Source organism: Rufibacter latericius, assembly GCF_003721515.1.
In the GTDB taxonomy this organism is placed as follows: Bacteria; Bacteroidota; Bacteroidia; order Cytophagales; family Hymenobacteraceae; genus Nibribacter; species Nibribacter latericius.
This window is the reverse complement of the sequence record NZ_RJJD01000021.1, coordinates 230,962-248,580: the sequence shown is the minus strand read 5'-3', so window position 1 is coordinate 248,580 and position 17,619 is coordinate 230,962. Positions and strand designations below refer to the sequence as shown.

The 17,619-nt window shown below is 50.6% G+C and carries 12 protein-coding genes; 1 reads left to right on the top strand and 11 read right to left on the bottom strand.

Annotated features, from left to right (window positions below; all coding sequences use genetic code 11):
* Positions 1–59 precede the first annotated feature (59 nt).
* From EFB08_RS20825 to EFB08_RS20815, 3 genes are all read right to left on the bottom strand, one after another.
* A complete protein-coding gene (locus EFB08_RS20825; protein WP_123128904.1) occupies positions 60–593 on the bottom strand; it encodes a hypothetical protein in 534 nt (177 codons plus the stop codon).
* Positions 594–613: 20 nt separating this feature from the next.
* On the bottom strand, positions 614–1,633 hold the full coding sequence (gene murB / locus EFB08_RS20820) for a UDP-N-acetylmuramate dehydrogenase (protein WP_123128903.1): 1,020 nt from the start codon (positions 1,631–1,633) through the stop codon (positions 614–616).
* A gap of 150 nt (positions 1,634–1,783) precedes the next feature.
* A complete protein-coding gene (locus EFB08_RS20815) occupies positions 1,784–3,079 on the bottom strand; it encodes a sugar MFS transporter (RefSeq protein WP_123128902.1) in 1,296 nt (431 codons plus the stop codon).
* A gap of 223 nt (positions 3,080–3,302) precedes the next feature.
* On the opposite strand from EFB08_RS20815, the gene EFB08_RS20810 reads away from it, so the two are divergent.
* Positions 3,303–4,484, top strand: coding sequence for a THUMP domain-containing class I SAM-dependent RNA methyltransferase (locus EFB08_RS20810; RefSeq protein ID WP_123129080.1), 1,182 nt, complete (start codon positions 3,303–3,305; stop codon positions 4,482–4,484).
* A gap of 179 nt (positions 4,485–4,663) precedes the next feature.
* Here EFB08_RS20810 and EFB08_RS20805 read toward each other — a convergent pair whose 3' ends face one another.
* The 8 genes from EFB08_RS20805 to EFB08_RS20770 form a co-directional block, all read right to left on the bottom strand.
* Positions 4,664–5,470: a DUF4349 domain-containing protein gene (locus EFB08_RS20805; protein ID WP_165864983.1), complete on the bottom strand. Its 807-nt coding sequence runs from the start codon at positions 5,468–5,470 to the stop codon at positions 4,664–4,666.
* 275 nt (positions 5,471–5,745) lie between these two features.
* The gene (gene murA / locus EFB08_RS20800) at positions 5,746–7,050 is read right to left on the bottom strand and encodes a UDP-N-acetylglucosamine 1-carboxyvinyltransferase (protein WP_123128900.1); all 1,305 of its coding nucleotides are present in this window, start codon (positions 7,048–7,050) and stop codon (positions 5,746–5,748) included.
* Between the two features lie 6 nt (positions 7,051–7,056).
* Positions 7,057–7,725, bottom strand: coding sequence for a DUF4290 domain-containing protein (locus tag EFB08_RS20795; protein ID WP_123128899.1), 669 nt, complete (start codon positions 7,723–7,725; stop codon positions 7,057–7,059).
* Between the two features lie 192 nt (positions 7,726–7,917).
* Positions 7,918–10,155 (bottom strand): ATP-dependent helicase, encoded by a 2,238-nt coding sequence (locus EFB08_RS20790; protein WP_123128898.1) that lies wholly within the window; start codon positions 10,153–10,155, stop codon positions 7,918–7,920.
* Between the two features lie 116 nt (positions 10,156–10,271).
* Positions 10,272–12,689: a TonB-dependent receptor plug domain-containing protein gene (locus EFB08_RS20785; protein WP_123128897.1), complete on the bottom strand. Its 2,418-nt coding sequence runs from the start codon at positions 12,687–12,689 to the stop codon at positions 10,272–10,274.
* 13 nt (positions 12,690–12,702) lie between these two features.
* A complete protein-coding gene (locus EFB08_RS20780; RefSeq protein WP_123128896.1) occupies positions 12,703–13,854 on the bottom strand; it encodes a DUF4249 domain-containing protein in 1,152 nt (383 codons plus the stop codon).
* On the bottom strand, positions 13,854–16,646 hold the full coding sequence (locus tag EFB08_RS20775; RefSeq protein WP_123128895.1) for a TonB-dependent receptor: 2,793 nt from the start codon (positions 16,644–16,646) through the stop codon (positions 13,854–13,856). Before EFB08_RS20775 ends, EFB08_RS20780 begins: the two co-directional genes overlap by 1 nt.
* Positions 16,647–16,703: 57 nt before the next feature.
* Positions 16,704–17,453, bottom strand: a complete 750-nt coding sequence (locus EFB08_RS20770) for a hypothetical protein (protein ID WP_123128894.1) — start codon at positions 17,451–17,453, stop codon at positions 16,704–16,706.
* Between the last annotated feature and the right edge of the window lie 166 nt (positions 17,454–17,619).

Genomic DNA, 17,619 nt, shown 5'->3' with positions numbered 1-17,619 from the left:
CATAATCATAAAACAGGGCCTGCTTCTTAGCAGGCCCTGTTTTATTGAAACAGCGAGTCTTACAGTTTGGCAAGGATTTTCAGTAACATTCGGCCCCGGGCGTTGATGGCTTTTCCGCCTTTGGCCATGTGGTGGTGCATCAATTCCTCTACCTCCTGCTTTAACCAGGGCTGCTGCCGGGCAAGGTCGGTGAGTGATTGGAGGCAGAATACTTTCACAAACTGATGGTCCAGGTACTGAAGCCAATATTGAAGCCGATCTACAACGGTGGGCACCTCTTCATCTGACCAATGCAGCAAACCCAATAAAGAAGGAATGAAGAAGTAGAAAGCGGGGTCAAGCTCTGGAAGAGCCAAATTTTCTAGAATCTCATTTTGGTAAGGCTTAAACCAGGAAGGTTGCTTTTTAGCGACGGCTTCTACCACGTGGGCAGCTCTTGACCGCACGCCTGGGTTCAAATCAAACAGACAGGGCCATAAGGCAGCCAACAAGTCTTCCCCGTTTTCAAGAATGAAAAGGGCAGCTTCATCGGCGTGGCCTTTGCTTTTGGGTTTGCCTTCGGTTAAAAGCGCTTGAAATTCAGCCGTGGTCATCCGTTTTCTGGGGACAGACTTTAGATGATATTTACCTCGGGCGTGAGCGTAATGCCGAATTTTTCCTCCACCGAATGGATAATCTCGTAGGCCAGGGCTTTCACATCATTGCCGGCCGCGCCACCGTAGTTAACCAGCACAAGGGCTTGGTCTTTGTGTACGCCATGCTTGCCCAGGATCTTGCCTTTCCAGCCGCATTGTTCAATAAGCCAGCCAGCAGGTACTTTCACCGTTTCGGGACTTACCGGGTAGCCGGGGATGCCGGGGTATTGGGCTCTAAGTATTTCAAATAACGCCTGCGGAATCTCGGGGTTTTTGAAAAAGGAGCCCGCATTCCCAATCTTGGCCGGGTCGGGGAGTTTGCTTCTCCGGATGTGGCAAACGGCCTCACTAATGGCTTTCAAACTTAATTCTTTCACCTGCTGCTTGGCCAGGGTGTCCTGGATGGCTCCGTAAGAAGTGTTGAAGGTGTGCTCTTTGGTAAGCCGCAGGGTAACCGAGGTCACAATGTATTTGCCTTTCGCTTCTTTCTTGAAAACACTCTCGCGGTACCCAAAACCACATTGGTCATGGTTGAAGGAAACCACCTCTCCGGTGGCAATCTCCAGCGCTTCCAGGGAAACAAAGGTGTCTTTCAACTCCACGCCGTATGCCCCGATGTTCTGCAGGGGAGCCGCGCCCACCGTACCAGGTATCAGGGAAAGGTTCTCAATGCCGCCTAAGTCGTGCTCCAGGGTGTACAGCACCAGATCATGCCAGGTCTCACCGCTGCCGGAGGTCACCAGCACGTGCTTGCCGTCTGGTTCTTCGGTTTGCGAAATGCCTTTGATGCGGTTCAGGAGCACGGCTGCCTCCACATTCTGGGTAAAGAGGATGTTGCTGCCCCCGCCCAGAATCAGTTTGGGAAGGTCCTTGACCTCGGGGTTCCGAAGCAATTCCCGCAGTTCTTCCACGGATCTGAACTCTGCCAAAAGGCTGGCCTGGGCGTCAATCCCGAAGGTATTGTATGGTTGCAACGATGCTTCTCTCTGAATAGTCATGCAAAGGAATTAGAGTGTGAAGGCAAAAGTACGGAAATGCACAGATAAATCAGTGGCGGAAGGAACGCATAGAAAAAGCCACCCCGGTGAGAGGTGGCTTTTGGTTTCAGGGCTGCTTTCAGGAAAACGGCCTCGAAATGGAATAATATCTTATCTTGTTCTGATTTTGTACCCGATGGCGGCGAAATACCAGATGAACACGTAGCACGGAACCATCATCCAGTACGCCTGCTGTGGATTCACCAGATCGGCCAGGAACCCGTAGAGGAGGGGCAACAAAGCGCCCCCAGCAATGCCCATGATGAGCAGGGAAGACCCCATTTTGGTAAACCGGCCCAGGTCAGCGATGGCCAGCGGGAAGATGGCAGGCCACATCAGGGAATTCGCCAGGCCCAGCAAAGAAATGCTCAGAACCGAAACGTAGCCCTCGGTGAAAATGGCCATCAAAGTGAAAACCACCCCTAAAACGGCGCAGATCTGCAGTGCCTTGTGCTGGCTCAGGTACTTAGGAATAGCGATAATCCCGATGATGTACCCGGCGATCATGGCCCACAGGGTAAAGGTGGTAAAGCGCGAGGCCTCCTCCAGCGGAATGCCTTGGCTGGAAGCATAGCTGATCACGGTGTCTCCGGCCATTACCTCCACACCCACATACAGGAACAAACTTAAGACGCCTATCACCAGGTGCGGGAACTGGAACACACTGGTTTTGCCGGTATTGGCCGCCGCCACGGTTTCGTCCTCCTGCTCCGTATCCACCTCGGGTAAGCCAGAGAAGAACGTGAAAACCGCTAGAACAATCAAAGCCCCCATGATGATCAGGTAGGGCGTGATTACCCGCGAAGCCAGGGCATCCAGACCTTGCGCTTTCTGGGCGACATCCATGGTCTCCAAAGAGGCGACCAGGTCATCGGCTCCCGCCAATAAGATACTTCCCAAAATAAATGGAGCAGCTGAACCGGCAATCTTGTTGCAGATACCCATAATGCTGATGCGCTGGGCAGCACTTTCGGGAGGCCCAATGATGGAGACATATGGGTTCACTGCCGCCTGTAGTACGGTTAAACCCGTGCCCTGCACAAATAGGCCTAAAAGAAACAAGGCGTAAGTACGCGTCATGGCTGCCGGAACAAAGATCAGGGCACCAATGGCAATGATCAGTAATCCCGCCGCCATTCCTTTCTTGTAACCCGTCTTTTTCAGCAGCCAGCTGGCCGGAATGCCCATGACCAGGTAGGCAATGTAAAAAGCGAAGGCCACCAGGTAAGACTCGAAGTTGTTCAGCTCACAGGCGATTTTAAGATAGGGGATGAGCACGGAATTCAGCCAGGTCACAAACCCGAACACAAAGAACAGCGCCCCGATGATGGCCATGGAGCGGGCGTAGTTTGTTTGGGTTGCCTGAACATTCCCCGGCGAAGAATGAGAAGTAACGGTTTTGGACATCTTAAATTTTTGGTGGGATTTAGCTAAATACCAATATTAGGAATATATCTCATTTCTAAAAACCCTAGCCCCCTGAAAGTTTCAGTTTTTTACCAGTATAGCCTCCTGAAAAGCCTTACTCCTTGATGGGAAAAATCCACCAATGACGAAAGTTGCGGCGGTGCCTGCTTTTTTTGCGAAATTGCGCCGTAAAACAAGATTCATCCCTTCAACGCTGCGCACTATGGCCAAATCAAAATCATCGGGTAATTTCAACATGACGGCAACCACTCTGGCGGGTCTGGAAGAAGTGTTGGCCCAGGAACTCCGCGATTTAGGCGCGCAATATGTGAAACCCGGGGTACGGGCGGTCACCTTCAGCGGAAACCAGTTTTTACTGTACCAAGCCAATATCTGCTGCCGCACCGCCATCCGTATCCTGAAGCCGTTTGCCCAGTTCAAGGCCCGTGATGAAAAAGAATTATACCTGAAAGTGCGCGAGATCAATTGGGACTTGTACATGGGTTTGAACGATACTTTTGCTATAAACGCGGTGGTTTCCCGTTCCACGTTTGAGCATTCGCTGTATGTGTCGCAGTTGACCAAGGATGCCATCGTAGACCAGTTCCGGGAGAAGACCGGCAGGCGGCCCAACATTGATGTGACTACGCCTGACATCCGCCTGAACCTGCACATGCACGAGAACATCGTGACCCTGGCTCTGGACTCCTCCGGTGATTCGTTGCACCGGCGCGGCTACCGCCAGCAAACGAACGTGGCGCCGCTGAACGAGGTACTGGCGGCCGGAATCCTGCTGCTGAGCGGCTGGGACAAGCGCACTCCCTTGTATGACCCCATGTGCGGTTCCGGTACGTTCCTGGCCGAGGCTGCCATGCTGGCCCACAACATCGCTCCGGGGGTGTACCGCCGCGACTATGGTTTCATGCGCTGGCCCGACTATGATGCCGAGCTCTACAAACGTGTGTACCAGGAAGCCCTCGCCAAAGAAGAAACAGACGTGGAGGTAGATATTTTCGGCTCAGACGTTGACCCCGACTTTGTGGAAGCCGCTTTCCAGAACTTGGAATACGCCGAGCTGGACCAATACGTGCGCGTCAAGGAGTTGAACTTCAAGGAAGCCGTAAAACCCGTTGACCAAGGGCTGATTGTCATGAACCCACCCTACGGCGAGCGGATTGGCGAGGAAAGCGAGATCAACGACCTCTACAAAATGATAGGTGATACCCTCAAATCTAATTTCCAGGACTGGGATGCCTGCATCTTCACCGGCAACCTGGAAGCCGCCAAATACATCGGGTTAAAACCTTCCCGCCGGATTCCGCTCTACAACGGCCCCATTGAATGCCGTCTCTTCAAGTACGAACTCTACCGCGGAAGTCGGAGAGAGAAAGAAGTGAGTGAGTGAGTGAGTGAGTGAGTGAGTGAGTGAGTGAGTGAGTGAGTGAGTGAGTTTTAAAAATCGATTTTCTTTTCTGTCATTCTGAAAGGACCTTTTGGGCTAGCGCTTATTTAAAGCTATATCCGTTCGCCAACAAGGTCCTTTCAGAATGACAGAATATATTGTAACAGAGTATTTAAAATCAATTATGCTACCCTGCTTTTGCGCAGGTAAATCATAATACCTAAACCCACAAGCCAAACCGGCCAGAGATAAAAGAACCCGATCACCAGCGAAAGCCACAGTTGCCAACCAGTATCAAGGGCAGCGAATAAACGGGCTCCGAAGCCGGGTTCCTGCGGTGTTGAAACCGGAATGACCTGGTACATAGATAACCGAATGGTGCTGTAGGCCGTTTGGTTTTGCAGGTACCGCAACCGGGCCTCGGTGCTCTCAATTTGCTCCCGTACGGCCTGTATCTCGCGCTCCACTTCCAGGACCTGTTTAATGGTTTTGGCTTCTTTCAACAAACCCAGGAACCGTTGCTCCACGGCCTCTTTGGCTTTCTTACGGGCTTCTAAGTCTACATACTCCAGGCCCACATCCTCGGAAGAAATGGTGCGCACGTCTAAACGGATGCTTTCTTTCTGAAGCTGCTGCAGCAAAGGCTTGAACTTCTCGGGCTGTACCCTGATGACGAAATCAGTGGTTTTGGTATCTTCGGTTTGGTGCTGGGTGGTGTTGGAAAGCGTGGCACCCATGTCAGAAACCAGGCTTTCTACCCGTTGCGTGCTCTGAAACAGGTCCTGCACCTCAAATTTCACCTCGGCTTGCCGAATCACGTGTTCCTGTGTTTTAGGCTTAGCCTCATTCGTTTCACCCGTGCTGACGGCAGCATCCTGGGTTGCAGCCACTTCATTCAACATGGATTCCTGCTTAGCCTCACAGCCGCTGAAGAGGAATGTCACCGATAAAATGAATAAAAGAGAAAGAGGAGCGGAGAGGGTTTTCATAGGCCGAAGTTTAACCTTAATGCCTTCATCCTCAAAAAGGTAACCCATTCAAATAGGACAATATAAAGGGGGGCGCTTTCGTTTCTAGGCTCCTTTTTTAAGAAGCAGGTAAAACTGGTGAATGATTAAGAAATCAGGTCGAATTTGAATGCCTGAAAACAGAAGGGTGTTTTGGAGCTGATTTTCAGAAAATGGCTTGGAAAGAGGACAAGCAGCGGTAAACAAAAAGGGAGCCGTTTTGGGCTCCCTTTTGCATAAAATGCTTTGAAGGTTTTTTAAAGACGATTGATCTGAGCACCCAGGGCGTTCAGGCGGCCATCAATGTTCTGGTAACCGCGGTCAATCTGCTCAATGTTGTGGATCACGCTGCGGCCTTCGGCGGAAAGCGCGGCGATGAGCAAGGCAACCCCTGCTCTGATATCAGGAGAAGTCATGGAGATTCCGCGCAGCGATACCTGTCTGTTATGACCAATCACGGTAGCGCGGTGCGGATCGCAGAGGATGATCTGGGCGCCCATGTCAATGAGTTTGTCCACGAAGAACAGACGGCTCTCAAACATTTTCTGGTGAATGAGCACGGTGCCTTTGGCTTGCGTAGCCACCACCAGCGCGATGCTGAGCAAATCTGGGGTGAAGCCTGGCCAGGTGTGGTCAGAAACGGTTAGGATACTCCCGTCAATGTAGGTATCGATCTCGTAGTGGTCCTGCGCCGGGATGAAGATATCATCGCCGTGGAACTCCATCTGGATTCCCAATCTCCGGAACGTATCTGGAATCAGCCCCAATTCACGGATTTGGGCGTCCTTGATGGTGATCTCGGAACCGGTCATTCCGGCCAAGCCGATGAAAGATCCAATCTCGATCATGTCTGGCAGCATGCGGTGCTCAGTACCGCCCAGTTTCTCCACGCCCTCAATGATGAGCAGGTTAGACCCGATGCCGCTGATTTTGGCACCCATGCGGTTCAGCATCTTGCAAAGCTGTTGCAGATACGGCTCGCAGGCGGCGTTGTAAATGGTGGTGATTCCCTCGGCAAGAACGGCAGCCATCACAATGTTGGCAGTTCCCGTCACCGAGGCCTCGTCCAGCAGCATGTACGTGCCTTTCAGGTTTTTGCCTTCCAGGTGGTAGAAGCTGTCGTTGGCATCATAGGTGAACTTAGCGCCCAGTTTCTCAAACGCCAGGAAGTGCGTATCCAGTCTTCGACGACCGATTTTATCGCCTCCGGGTTTGGGCAGCTTGGCTACGCCGTAACGGGCCAGCATGGGACCTAAAATCATCACCGATCCACGGATGGCGCGGGCCTGCTCAATGAACTTGTCGGTGGTGAGGTAATCCAGGTTTACGTCCTCGGCTTTGAACACGTAGGTGTCTGGTGCGGTCTGCTCCACGTCTACGCCCATGTCACGCAACAGCTCAATGAGCTTGTTGACGTCCCGGATGTTTGGAATGTTGGAGATCACCACCGGCTCGGCGGTTAAAAGGACAGCACACAAGATCTGTAAGGCCTCGTTCTTGGCTCCCTGCGGGATAATTTCGCCGTGTAAAGTACGGCCGCCTATTACTTCAAAAGAAGCCATGCGTTCTTATTTATTCTTACTTCGGTTCTGGTTCTGATTCTTGTTCTGGTTGTTGTTCTTGTACTTCTGGTTATTATTCTGGTAATTGTTGTTGTTCCCAGGGCCTTGCTGCGCTTTAATAGTACTTTCAAACAAATTGCCTTTTTCCATCAGGGCAGGGTTCACGTCCAGTTCTCCTTTAGACAGGTCACGCAGGTTCTCTAAAATCACCTCATCGGTCACGCTGTCTTTGTTGTAGGTCCGGTAGAGCACTTTCATGAGTTTCCCGATGGAAATTACTGCGGCCTCACGCTCCTGCGGATCATTGATCTGCTTGGCTTTCTCAATAAGGCGCTCCAGGTTGGTGCCGTAATGCTTAAACCGAGGGTTCTGAACAGGATAATCTACCCGCTGCGGCTTGTCATTGAGGTATTCCATGGCGCTCAGGGCAAACGGTGCATCCACGTCCAGCTTGCCGTCAGACATCACGTACAAGTGGTTCCAAAGCGTCTGCTGGGCATCCTGAATGTCTTTCACGTTCGGGTTCAACCTGCCCATGAGGTTCACGAGCAATTGCGCCAACTGCGTCCGTTTGGTCCGGTCTTCTACCGTAAGGAGGTACTGAACAATGTTCTGCACGTTGCGGCCGTACTCCCGCAGCAAAAGCTCTTGTTTAAAAGTGGAACTGGCTACCATGTGATGGAATGTGTTGCAAAGTCAAAATTAGGAATTTTTTGTTCGTATCACGTATCGTGTACCAAGTATCATGACAAAAGAACATCCGTTTTAGGCCTTTTTTTGGATTGAAGGCTTAAAACGGATTGGATGTTCTCTCTTCATTTTTCTTAGCGATGTACTGGCCACGTGATACCCGCTACGTGCGACGCTTTATGCGTGTATGCGCAGCTTGGCAAAACTCAGGAGCAGGGTTTTCTCGCCTACTCCCTCAAATTCAATGATAGCTTTGGTGGAGTTGCCCTGGGTATCCATTTTGGTGACGGTCCCGAACCCGAATTTAGGGTGCTCTACGCGCATTCCAGCCGATAGGTTGGATGTATCACTGGGCGTAAAGTCAGCAGGAGGGTTGTAGGCCGGGGCTGTCGATGGTTTTTTGGCGGGTGAAATCAACTGCGCCACCGGGGTTTTGCGCTGCAGCACTTTTTCAAACGGCCCGCGCTCATCCCCAAATTTGAAGTTGAGGTACGTGGGGTCAATCTCGTCAATGAACCGGCTTTTCTCGGCGGCCCGCAGGTTTCCCCACTGGTAGCGGCTGGTGGCGTAGGAGAGGGTCAGCTTTTTCTCGGCACGGGTAATGGCCACGTAGAACAGACGGCGCTCCTCTTCCAGATCTGCGCGCGATTGCAGCATCATCTGGCTCGGGAACAGGTTTTCCTCCATGCCCACGATAAACACGTTCCTAAACTCCAGACCTTTGGCCGAGTGGATGGTCATCATGGTCACGTACTCGCCTTCCTCTTCTTTCTTTGTGTCAGAATCGGTGAGCAGGGCGATGTCCTGCAGGAACAAAGCCAGCGAGTTGTCTTCTTTCTCCGGATCGTCCACGAACTCCTTGATCGCGTTCAGCAACTCCTGGATGTTCTCGTAGCGGGCCAATCCTTCCACCGATTTATCAGAATACAGGTCATCCACCAACCCCGAGTGCTTGGCGATGTAGGTAGCGGCCTCAAAGGCGTCTTTTTCCTGGGCGATGACCGCGAAGCTCTTGATTTTGGTCGCGAAGTCGTCAATGGCTGCTCCGGCTCTTCCGCCCACCAGTTGATTCGCGTGGCTTACCACTTCCCAGATGCTGTGGTTGGTTTCGTTTGCGGTGACAATCAGCTTCTCAATGGTGGTATCGCCAATGCCGCGTTTTGGATAGTTGATCACGCGGCGCAAGGCTTGCTCATCATTATGGTTGATGGCCAGGCGCAGGTATGAGATCAAATCCTTTATTTCCTTACGCTGGTAGAAAGATAAACCGCCCACAATACGGTACTTGATGTTCATCTTGCGCAGGGCCTCTTCCATGGCCCGTGACTGGGCGTTGGTACGGTACAGGATAGCGAAATCCTCGTAGGAGAGGTGATGGTTCATCTTCTCCTCAAAGATGGCGTGTGCCACCAGTTTGCCTTCCTCGTTGTCTGAGCTGGCTTTGATCACATCAATCAAATGACCTTCCTCGTTCTCCGAGAACACGTCTTTGCGCAATTGCGCCTTGTTGTTCTTGATGACGGAGTTGGCCGCCTTCACAATGTGCTGGGTAGAGCGGTAATTCTGCTCCAGTTTAAACACCTCCAGCTCGGGGTAATCACGCTCAAAGTTGAGGATGTTCTGGATATCGGCACCCCGGAAGGCGTAGATACTCTGGGCATCGTCACCCACCACGCAGATGTTGCGGTCTTTGGCCGAGAGTTTACGGGTGATCAGGTACTGGCTGTAGTTCGTATCCTGGTACTCATCCACCATCACGTACTTAAAAATGTGCTGGTATTTGTTGAGTACGTCCACGTGGTCGCGGAAGAGCACGTTGGTGTTGAAGAGCAGGTCGTCAAAGTCCATGGCACCGGCCTTGAAGCAGCGTTCGGAGTAGATTTTGAATATCTGGCCTATTTTCGGGCGCAGCGCCGCTTCGTCATCGGCTTGGATGGCAGGGTCGCGAAGGTACTGGGCTACGGAGATCAGTTTGTTTTTGGCCGCGGAGATACGCCCCAGCACCATGTTGGGCTTGTAGAGCTTATCGTCCAGGTTCATCTCCTTTACTATGTTCCGGATGAGCGTTTTGGAGTCATCGGAGTCATAGATGGTGAAGTGGCTGGGATAGCCTATTTTCTGGGCCTCGGCCCGCAGGATGCGCGAGAAAACGGAGTGGAAGGTTCCCATCCAGAGGTTCTTGGCCTCGGGGCCCACCACTTTCTCAATACGGCCGCGCATCTCTTTGGCGGCCTTGTTGGTAAAGGTGAGGGAGAGAATGTTGAACGGGTCCACGCCCTTCTCCAGCAAATGCGCGATGCGGTAGGTAAGCACCCGGGTTTTGCCCGAGCCCGCGCCCGCGATGATCATACAAGGGCCCTCGGTATTTAAAACAGCGGCTCGCTGTGACTCATTCAGGAGTTTCAGGTAATCCATGCTCACAATTATTCTTTCTTCAGGGAGAACACAAAATTACGGAATAAAGTCGCATTTCCTGACCTCGTTTTGTGGCTGGTTTCTGAATATCTTGCCAAAACAGCTGCGCCGATTCTCTACAAAGGTTTCTTCACCTCAAAGGTTACCATCTTGCTGCCGGGCAACCCGTCTTTGGTGAGGCCCTGCACCACGATGGTATAAATGCCAGGCTGGTCTGAGGTGTAGAAACTGGTAGTTGCTTTCCCATCTTTATCTGTTGAGATGTTGGGAGCCCAGTACAGAAGATTGCGCCAGTCAGGCAGGCGGCTTAGTTTCTGCTCCTCCGTTTCATAAGCAGGGGCGTAGAACTCGCGCTGCAGTTGCAGTCCCTCGTACTCCTGCAGCAGGGCGCGGGTATCCAGCGGAAAACCAGCTAAATCGCCTTTGTAGGTGGTGTAACTGACTACTCCGTTCGAGGCAAGGGAGCCGTTAAAGTATTGAGATTCGATGACCTCTAGTTTCTGGATTTTCAGGGGATCAAACGCCATGATCTGGTCAATGTCAAAAACGGGCACGCCATCCAGTAAAACCAATGGATTTTCCTGGAAAACCAGCTTGCGGGCACCATCCAGTACCATGAAGTGGAAACCGTCACGACGCTTTCTGACCAGAACCCCGGGCACATACTCCCGCATAACCTCTTCCATCACTTTGAAGCGGGTGTAATCGTCTAAAAGATACTTCTTGCTGGATTTGCCAAAGAAGGGAAGGCTATCGATGGCCGGTGCCGTGTACCGGTTCAGGAATTGTTCAAAGTAGATGTTCTGGGCCTGTACATCCAGGTGGCGCAGGTGAATGGCTTCCCTCAGGCTTTCCGGCAGATCAAAGGTGGGCAGTTCCGTGGTCGAAAATCTCTTGGAAAACGGATCGGAGATCTTGAAGTGGTAGGTGCTGTCCTTCAGGAAATTCGTTTGCATGACCACTTCCTTCGGCCCGAAGAAATCTTTCACGTCAAATAACACGGTCCCGTTTTTTGAACTGAAGCCGGTGTAGAAGCGGGTGTTTTTGCCCGGGGATGCCAGGAAGGCTCTTATATCCTTGGCAGGAGCTCCGGTAGAATTATGGGTAATAAGCCCGGTGATGAGGTGCCCCTGGTATTCAGGAACAAACGGGAAAGTCAATGCCTCAGGATTCAGTACCTCGTCCCAGGTGAAGCGGTTCCAGCCTTGGGTCAGCATCAGGTTGTCAAGGGCTTCATCGGCTTGGCTACCGGTCTCCGTCAGGTAGGAAGAAGGATTCTCAACGGTTCCTTTCAAATCTGAGGTAAGGTACAGATACGTGCTGATGTCTACCTGTTCAGCGTTCTGCAGGTGGTCTGCTTTGAATACCGCCATGGATAGATTCGCCGCACCAGCTTTGTCAGCTTGGGTTAGTAAATCAACGGATACTTTTTCGCGGAGGCCAAATTGGGCTTTGTTCAAAGTGGCTGCAATCTCCAGTTGTTTTATTGGCCGTTTAAAGAAAAGTCGCTCCGAAACGGGTCTCTGCTGGCTGTTGAATAGGGTAAAATGGGTAATTCCGTCTAACAGAGAATCCTTCAGTACGGTAAAGGTAGCTTTCCCATTGGCCATGATGGCGGTGGACGCAACTACCACCGTTTGGCGCGTGTGCCCAAGGAGGAGCACTTGTTCTGCCTGTTGGTTTGTTGAGTTGGAAGTAATCTGAAGTTCACCGGGTTTGTTTTCGGTCAGGTACAGATTATAGCCTGTTTTCTGAATAATAGGCAATTTCTGGCGGACTTCCTTCCCACTGGGAAAGGTCACAAGGGCGGTGTATTCTTCCTCGGCAGGAGGGAGGTTAAAAGTGCCTATCCCATATTTTGTAGGTTGGAAAGTGGTTACCACCTTTCCGGCGCTGTCCAGAATCTTCCCTTGGCAACTTGTTCCTTTGCCCGTCTTGCTGTTTATGGCCTTAAAAGCTACTTTGCTAGGTAAACCAGAAACCAAATTTCCTCCCTCAGGGAAAAACCGGATGGAGTAAGCGGCAGTATCGGGGGCAGGCGTTAAACCTAAAGCCTGAAAGGTGTTGATGATGGTTACCGGCTGTTCAAAATAAAATTCAGGACCGAAGTTTTTCATCCAGTTCGTATACCCCCGAACCATGTAGTGGCCTGCTTTCAGGGAGACTGGTAAAACAAATGATCCATTGCCCACGCCTTCCTTCAATTCAATCTTCCCCTGCAAAACCGGTTTGCGGCTGGCATTTACCACCTCAATGTAGGCAACTTTTGACATGTCCAGCGGTTTGTGCCGCGTTCCGTCTACGTTGTACACTTTGAACCACATGATGTCTCCGGTAGCGTAGGAGGTTCGGTCCAAGTGAAGGAACATCTTCTCTTGAACCGCTTTGCTCTGGTGGTCTTTCAGGCGAGTAGACGCAGTTGACGTGGACTGGCCTTGGACATTGCTTATGGCTCCGTGAAATAGGCATAAACCTACCATGGCGCTTAAACCGGCTCTTCTAAAAACAGTAAATCTTGATAGTATTGTTTTCATGCTGCTTTTAGAATTATTGCCAGAAATCTGGTTTGATGTTGGTTCCCATGTTTCTGCAATCTGTGCAGTAGCTACCCGCCCCCCTATAGCCTATTAATTTACTCATACCTTCAGTTGAGTACACTCTATCTATGGGTATAAGGGTACCGCTTGAAAAATAATCAGCCACCTCATTTACTGGTATGGTATCCTGTTCACAATAAATGATATCTTGTGGGCTCCAGGTAGTAGGTAATTCGGGCCGTGTCACAAAAATCCTTTTTTCCTCCACTGAACAGACTTCTACAAATCCAATCACGGGTTCAACCGGGGAAGTGAGGCAACGAATATTCCCAACTAGCTGGGTGGGAAGCGGATCAAAAAGGGAACCAATGCTTTCAGTGTTTTTCTTCAATGCTTCCCAATATTCACTGGCTTCTTTTGTCTGGGCGTATTGTTTTACAAGAATACTGTATTTGCTGATTAGCTTGTTTGAGTTGGTAGGAAGTTTCAGTAAAGGAAAATTGCTGATGACGTCTTGCCCTAGCTTAACGGTATTACTCATGTTTATTTGGGTAGAGGAAGAGGTTGGCCAGCAGAGATAGATATCGTTCTCTGGGGAGCGATCTACTATTTTACCATCGATGTACTCTAACCAAGAATGATAATACGCCCGGTATTCCCAGGTTTCTTCATATTCCCACCGGTAATAGACTGTATTATTGTTTGGGTCGTGGCTGTTCACGTAAAATTGTAAGCCATCGCTTTCAGCCTTCCAGTTTATGCTGTCTATGGCAGGTGTTTGCTTTACCTCCACAAAGTCTGATTCATAATCTTTACCGTCCGCCTTTATTACTAAGCGGTATTTTTTAGTACTGTTGATCAGAAGGTAGGGACTGGTATAGGTACCAGGGGTAGTTTCTAATAAGGGGAATTTGGCTCCATTTTCTTCCTCCACCATCACGGTGGCGTCTTCCTCCATCACCGGGCCGCCATTCTCCGAAAGGTTCTGGGTGCGGGACAGACTGATGGTGGTAGGGCCGTTGCTGTTGATAAAGCCGCTTACCACCAGAAAGTTGTTATTCCCTTCTAATACCTCAGGAGTGAAAGGCTCTTCGCAGGCGGCAAGAAAAACCACGCAGAGCAGCAGAAATGCGTTTTTGAGGCCGTTTTCTAAAATCTTCATTAAAACCGGAAATTATAGGTGATGGTAGGAATAGGCTGCCCGAAAATAGAGAGTTTGTAGCCTTTGATTTTGCCTTCCTCAGACCGGAAGTACACCGAGTAAGGGTTTTTGCGGCCGGTGAGGTTGTACACCGCCAGGGTCCAGGAACTGTGAGCCAGCTTTTTCACTTTGTGGTTTCCCTCTATGTTCATGGCGAAATCTACCCGGTAGTAGTCTGGAACGCGGTACTGGTTACGGTCTGAGTAGTAGATGCGCTGCACGTTGCCGTCATGGTATTTGGCGATGGGCAATGTGATGGGCCGACCGGTGCTGTAGGTGAAGTTCAACGAAGTGCTGAACCGCTGGCTGAACCGGTAGTTGCTGATGAGCGTGACATCATGGGGCTTATCGAAATTGCTGGGGTACCATTTGCCCTCGTTGATCAGCTCAGACACCGTCGGATTGTTCAGGCGCACCATGGTGCGGGAATAGGTATAGCTCACCCAGCCGTTCAGTTTGCCGGTGAGTTTCTTCAGCATAACCTCCACGCCGTAAGCTTTCCCTTCCGCGTTGGCTACATCGGTCTCAATATGGTGGTTCAGGATAATGGTGGCTCCGTTGCGGTAATCCAGAAAATCCTTCATCTTCTTGTAATAGCCTTCCACCGAGAACTCAACCGTGTTACTCCGGAAGTTCTGGTAATACCCCAAGGCAATCTGGTCACCTACCTGCGGTCTAATGTTGCCATCGCTCAGTTTCCAGGTATCGGTGGGGGACATGGTGGCCGTGTTAGAGAGCATGTGGATGTACTGGCGCATGCGGTTAAAGCTCATCTTCACAGACGAATGATCCGTTAAGCCAAACCTAGCCGATAGCCGGTACTCCGGTCCATGATACGTAGCGAAGTTTTTCCCGGAACCATAAGAGAGCGTGTCCAGGATGGTGGTTTCGGTTTTAGGCGCATTCCGTGCGTAGGCATATACTTCCCTTGGGCCCAAAGCATTGAACATAGAATAACGCAACCCCACATACACCGAGAACCGAGGCGATATCTCTATCTGGTCTGAGACGTAGAGCGCACTTTCCAGTGCCCGTTCGCGCTGAAGCACATCGGGTGTGATCAGGGACTCTGAACCCACGGGTTGCAGGCTACCCGGCTTCACGTTGTACAAGATGGAGCTGGCTCCGAAATCAATGGTGTGCTTGGTGTTCAGGAAGTAGTTGAAATCTGCCTGCAGGTTAGTTTGGTTCATGCCAAAGGACATGTGCGAGGCGTTTACGGGGTTGTTTTCCGAATTCACCTCATACCCATACTGGCTATAGGCGGCCGTCACCACGCTGTACAGTTGGTTCTGGAAGATGTGTTTCCATTTCACGCTGGCGTTCTGGTTGGCAAAACTGTACAAGGTGTCACTGCCCAGCCGAAACTTATCTTTGCTGAAATAACCTGAGACGTAAAGCGTGTTTTTGCTGTCGAACTCATGGTTGATCTGGGCGTTCAGGTCATAAAACGAAGCAGAGCTTTTCTTGAAACTCTCCTGAGGAAGTTTCTTGAGGAGCCAATCTGAATAGGTACTTCGGCCGGCCACCATGAAAGAGGTTTTGTCTTTGGTGATAGGTCCTTCCAACGTCAATCGGCTGGTCAATAAACCAATTCCGCCGGAGCCGGCCAGCTTTTTCTTGTTCCCATCGCGGGTAGTTACTTCCAGCACCGAGGAAAGCCTTCCGCCGTACCGGGCCGGAATGTTGCTTTTGTGCAACTCCACGGTTTTGATGATATCTGGATTAAACGCCGAGAAAAAGCCAAACAGGTGGGAAGGATTGTAGATCGTGGCATCGTTGAACAAAATCAGGTTTTGGTCGGTGGAGCCGCCGCGCACGTTCATGCCGGTGCTGCCTTCGCCTACTGATTTTACCCCAGGTAAGGTGAGCACCACCCGCAAGATATCGGTCTCCCCGAAAGCGGTAGGAACCTGTTTGATGGCTCGCATGTCCAGCCGTTCCATGCCCATCTGCATGCCCGCCACGTTGCGGTCTTTTTCGGCTTCCACCAGAACCTCCTTCAGGGAGCGAACATCTTCCTCCACCTCAATGTCCAGTTTTCCGTCTGAGTTCAAGGCAATGCGGCGTTTAGAGTTCTTGATCCCGATGCCCCGGATGAGCAACTCATGCTGACCAATAGGTAAGGTCAGGGAGAAATACCCGTACTGATCTGAGGTGGTCGCCAAAAGCGGAGACTGGATGTAGACCGAAGCCCCAATAATCGGCTCCCCAGATTTAGCATCACGGAGGTGGCCGGCCAGATTGGCTTTGCCGGAGGCGTTTTCGCGTTCTACCCCAATCACGTACAGCTTGGCCTCAGAGGTAGCGTTCTTTTTGCCTTTTCCCCCGGCCACGTAGGGCTGCGTTCCAGAGCCCTTGGTAACCAAAGCCCTGTTTTGGGTAGAAACCTCCTCCCGGTTGAAAAAGCCCTCGGGAAGGTTAGCCATGAATTCTTTGCCCTTGGTGATCATTACATACCCCTGCGGCGTGATAGCAAAAGAAAGGTTTGCCTCGGGCAGAACTTGGGCCAGGATAAAGGAGAGGGATTTCTGGTTAACCTCAAGGTTGATTTTGAGGCTGTCTACCGTTGCAGGCTCGTAATAGAACCGGTAGTCAGATTTAGATTCTATTTCCCGCACAAATTCCTCAAAAGAGGCCTCTTTCAGGTGCAGGCTTAGGAGCGGTTCTTCAGCAGTTTGGGCAAAGCTGTTCGTAGCCCCAAACAGCAGGAATACCGTGAAGAGAAAAGCAAATTGGTAAAGTTGGGCCATTATTTGGGAGGGGTAGCTGAGGGATAGATATCGGGAAAGAAGGTATTTGATCTTGGATTACTTTTTTAAGGAATCGTAATAAAGCACCAAGGCCAGAATAGACTCTTCCCGCTGCTTTCTGAATTTTAGTTTTTTAGATCGGGCGTACTTTTTCAGTTCTTTCTTCTGGTCACTGAACACGTTGTACACGGAGCGCCCGCTTTTTACCTGGTGGTAGGCAGGCCCTTGCTGAATGTAGAATTTATCAATGGAAGTGAATCTTTCCAGCAGTTTCTGGTCTACAATTAAGTCTTGTTTCTCTTTTTGTCTTTTTACCAGCAGTTTGGTGTTCCCGTCATGCATGACATCGTAAAAGCCGGTGCGCAGGGGAGTATTGGTTGTGGTGTCTGCTATCTCCAGCCGGATGAACTGGTGCCCATTCAGTTGAAATGAGGCTAACTTTTCCTTTACCAGCTTTTGCAGGAGCAACCCGTTTCGGTACAGAATCACTTCGTCGGTGACTAGGTTATACAATAAAGGCACTTCTTCATAGGTAGCCCCATCATAGTGCACATTGCCCAACGTTTTCTCGTCCCTAAAAAAAAAGGGATGACCCTCATGGTTTGCCCTCCTAATATCTACATACTCAGGTCCATTGAGCAGGTGCGATTCTTCTTTGGTTGCTTTCTGGTAAAGGCTCACCGGGAAACTGGCTGAAGAAGAAGGTGTTTCTGCGGTGTTTTCAGCTTTTTGGGCAGATACCTTCCCTTGGATGAAGAAGACAAAGGCAGCTGATAGGAGAAGTTTGACTTCTGTTCTAAGACGCATGTAGAAAGGATGGGAATAATTTAATTTGCCCTCAAGTTATTACATTTATTCAATTTATATAAGTGAAAAATTGGAATCAATAAGGCTTTCATAACAATTAAAAGAAGAATGATAACCTGATTAGTGCTCCTTACCTAAGCTTTTTGATTCCTGAAATGGGTTGATC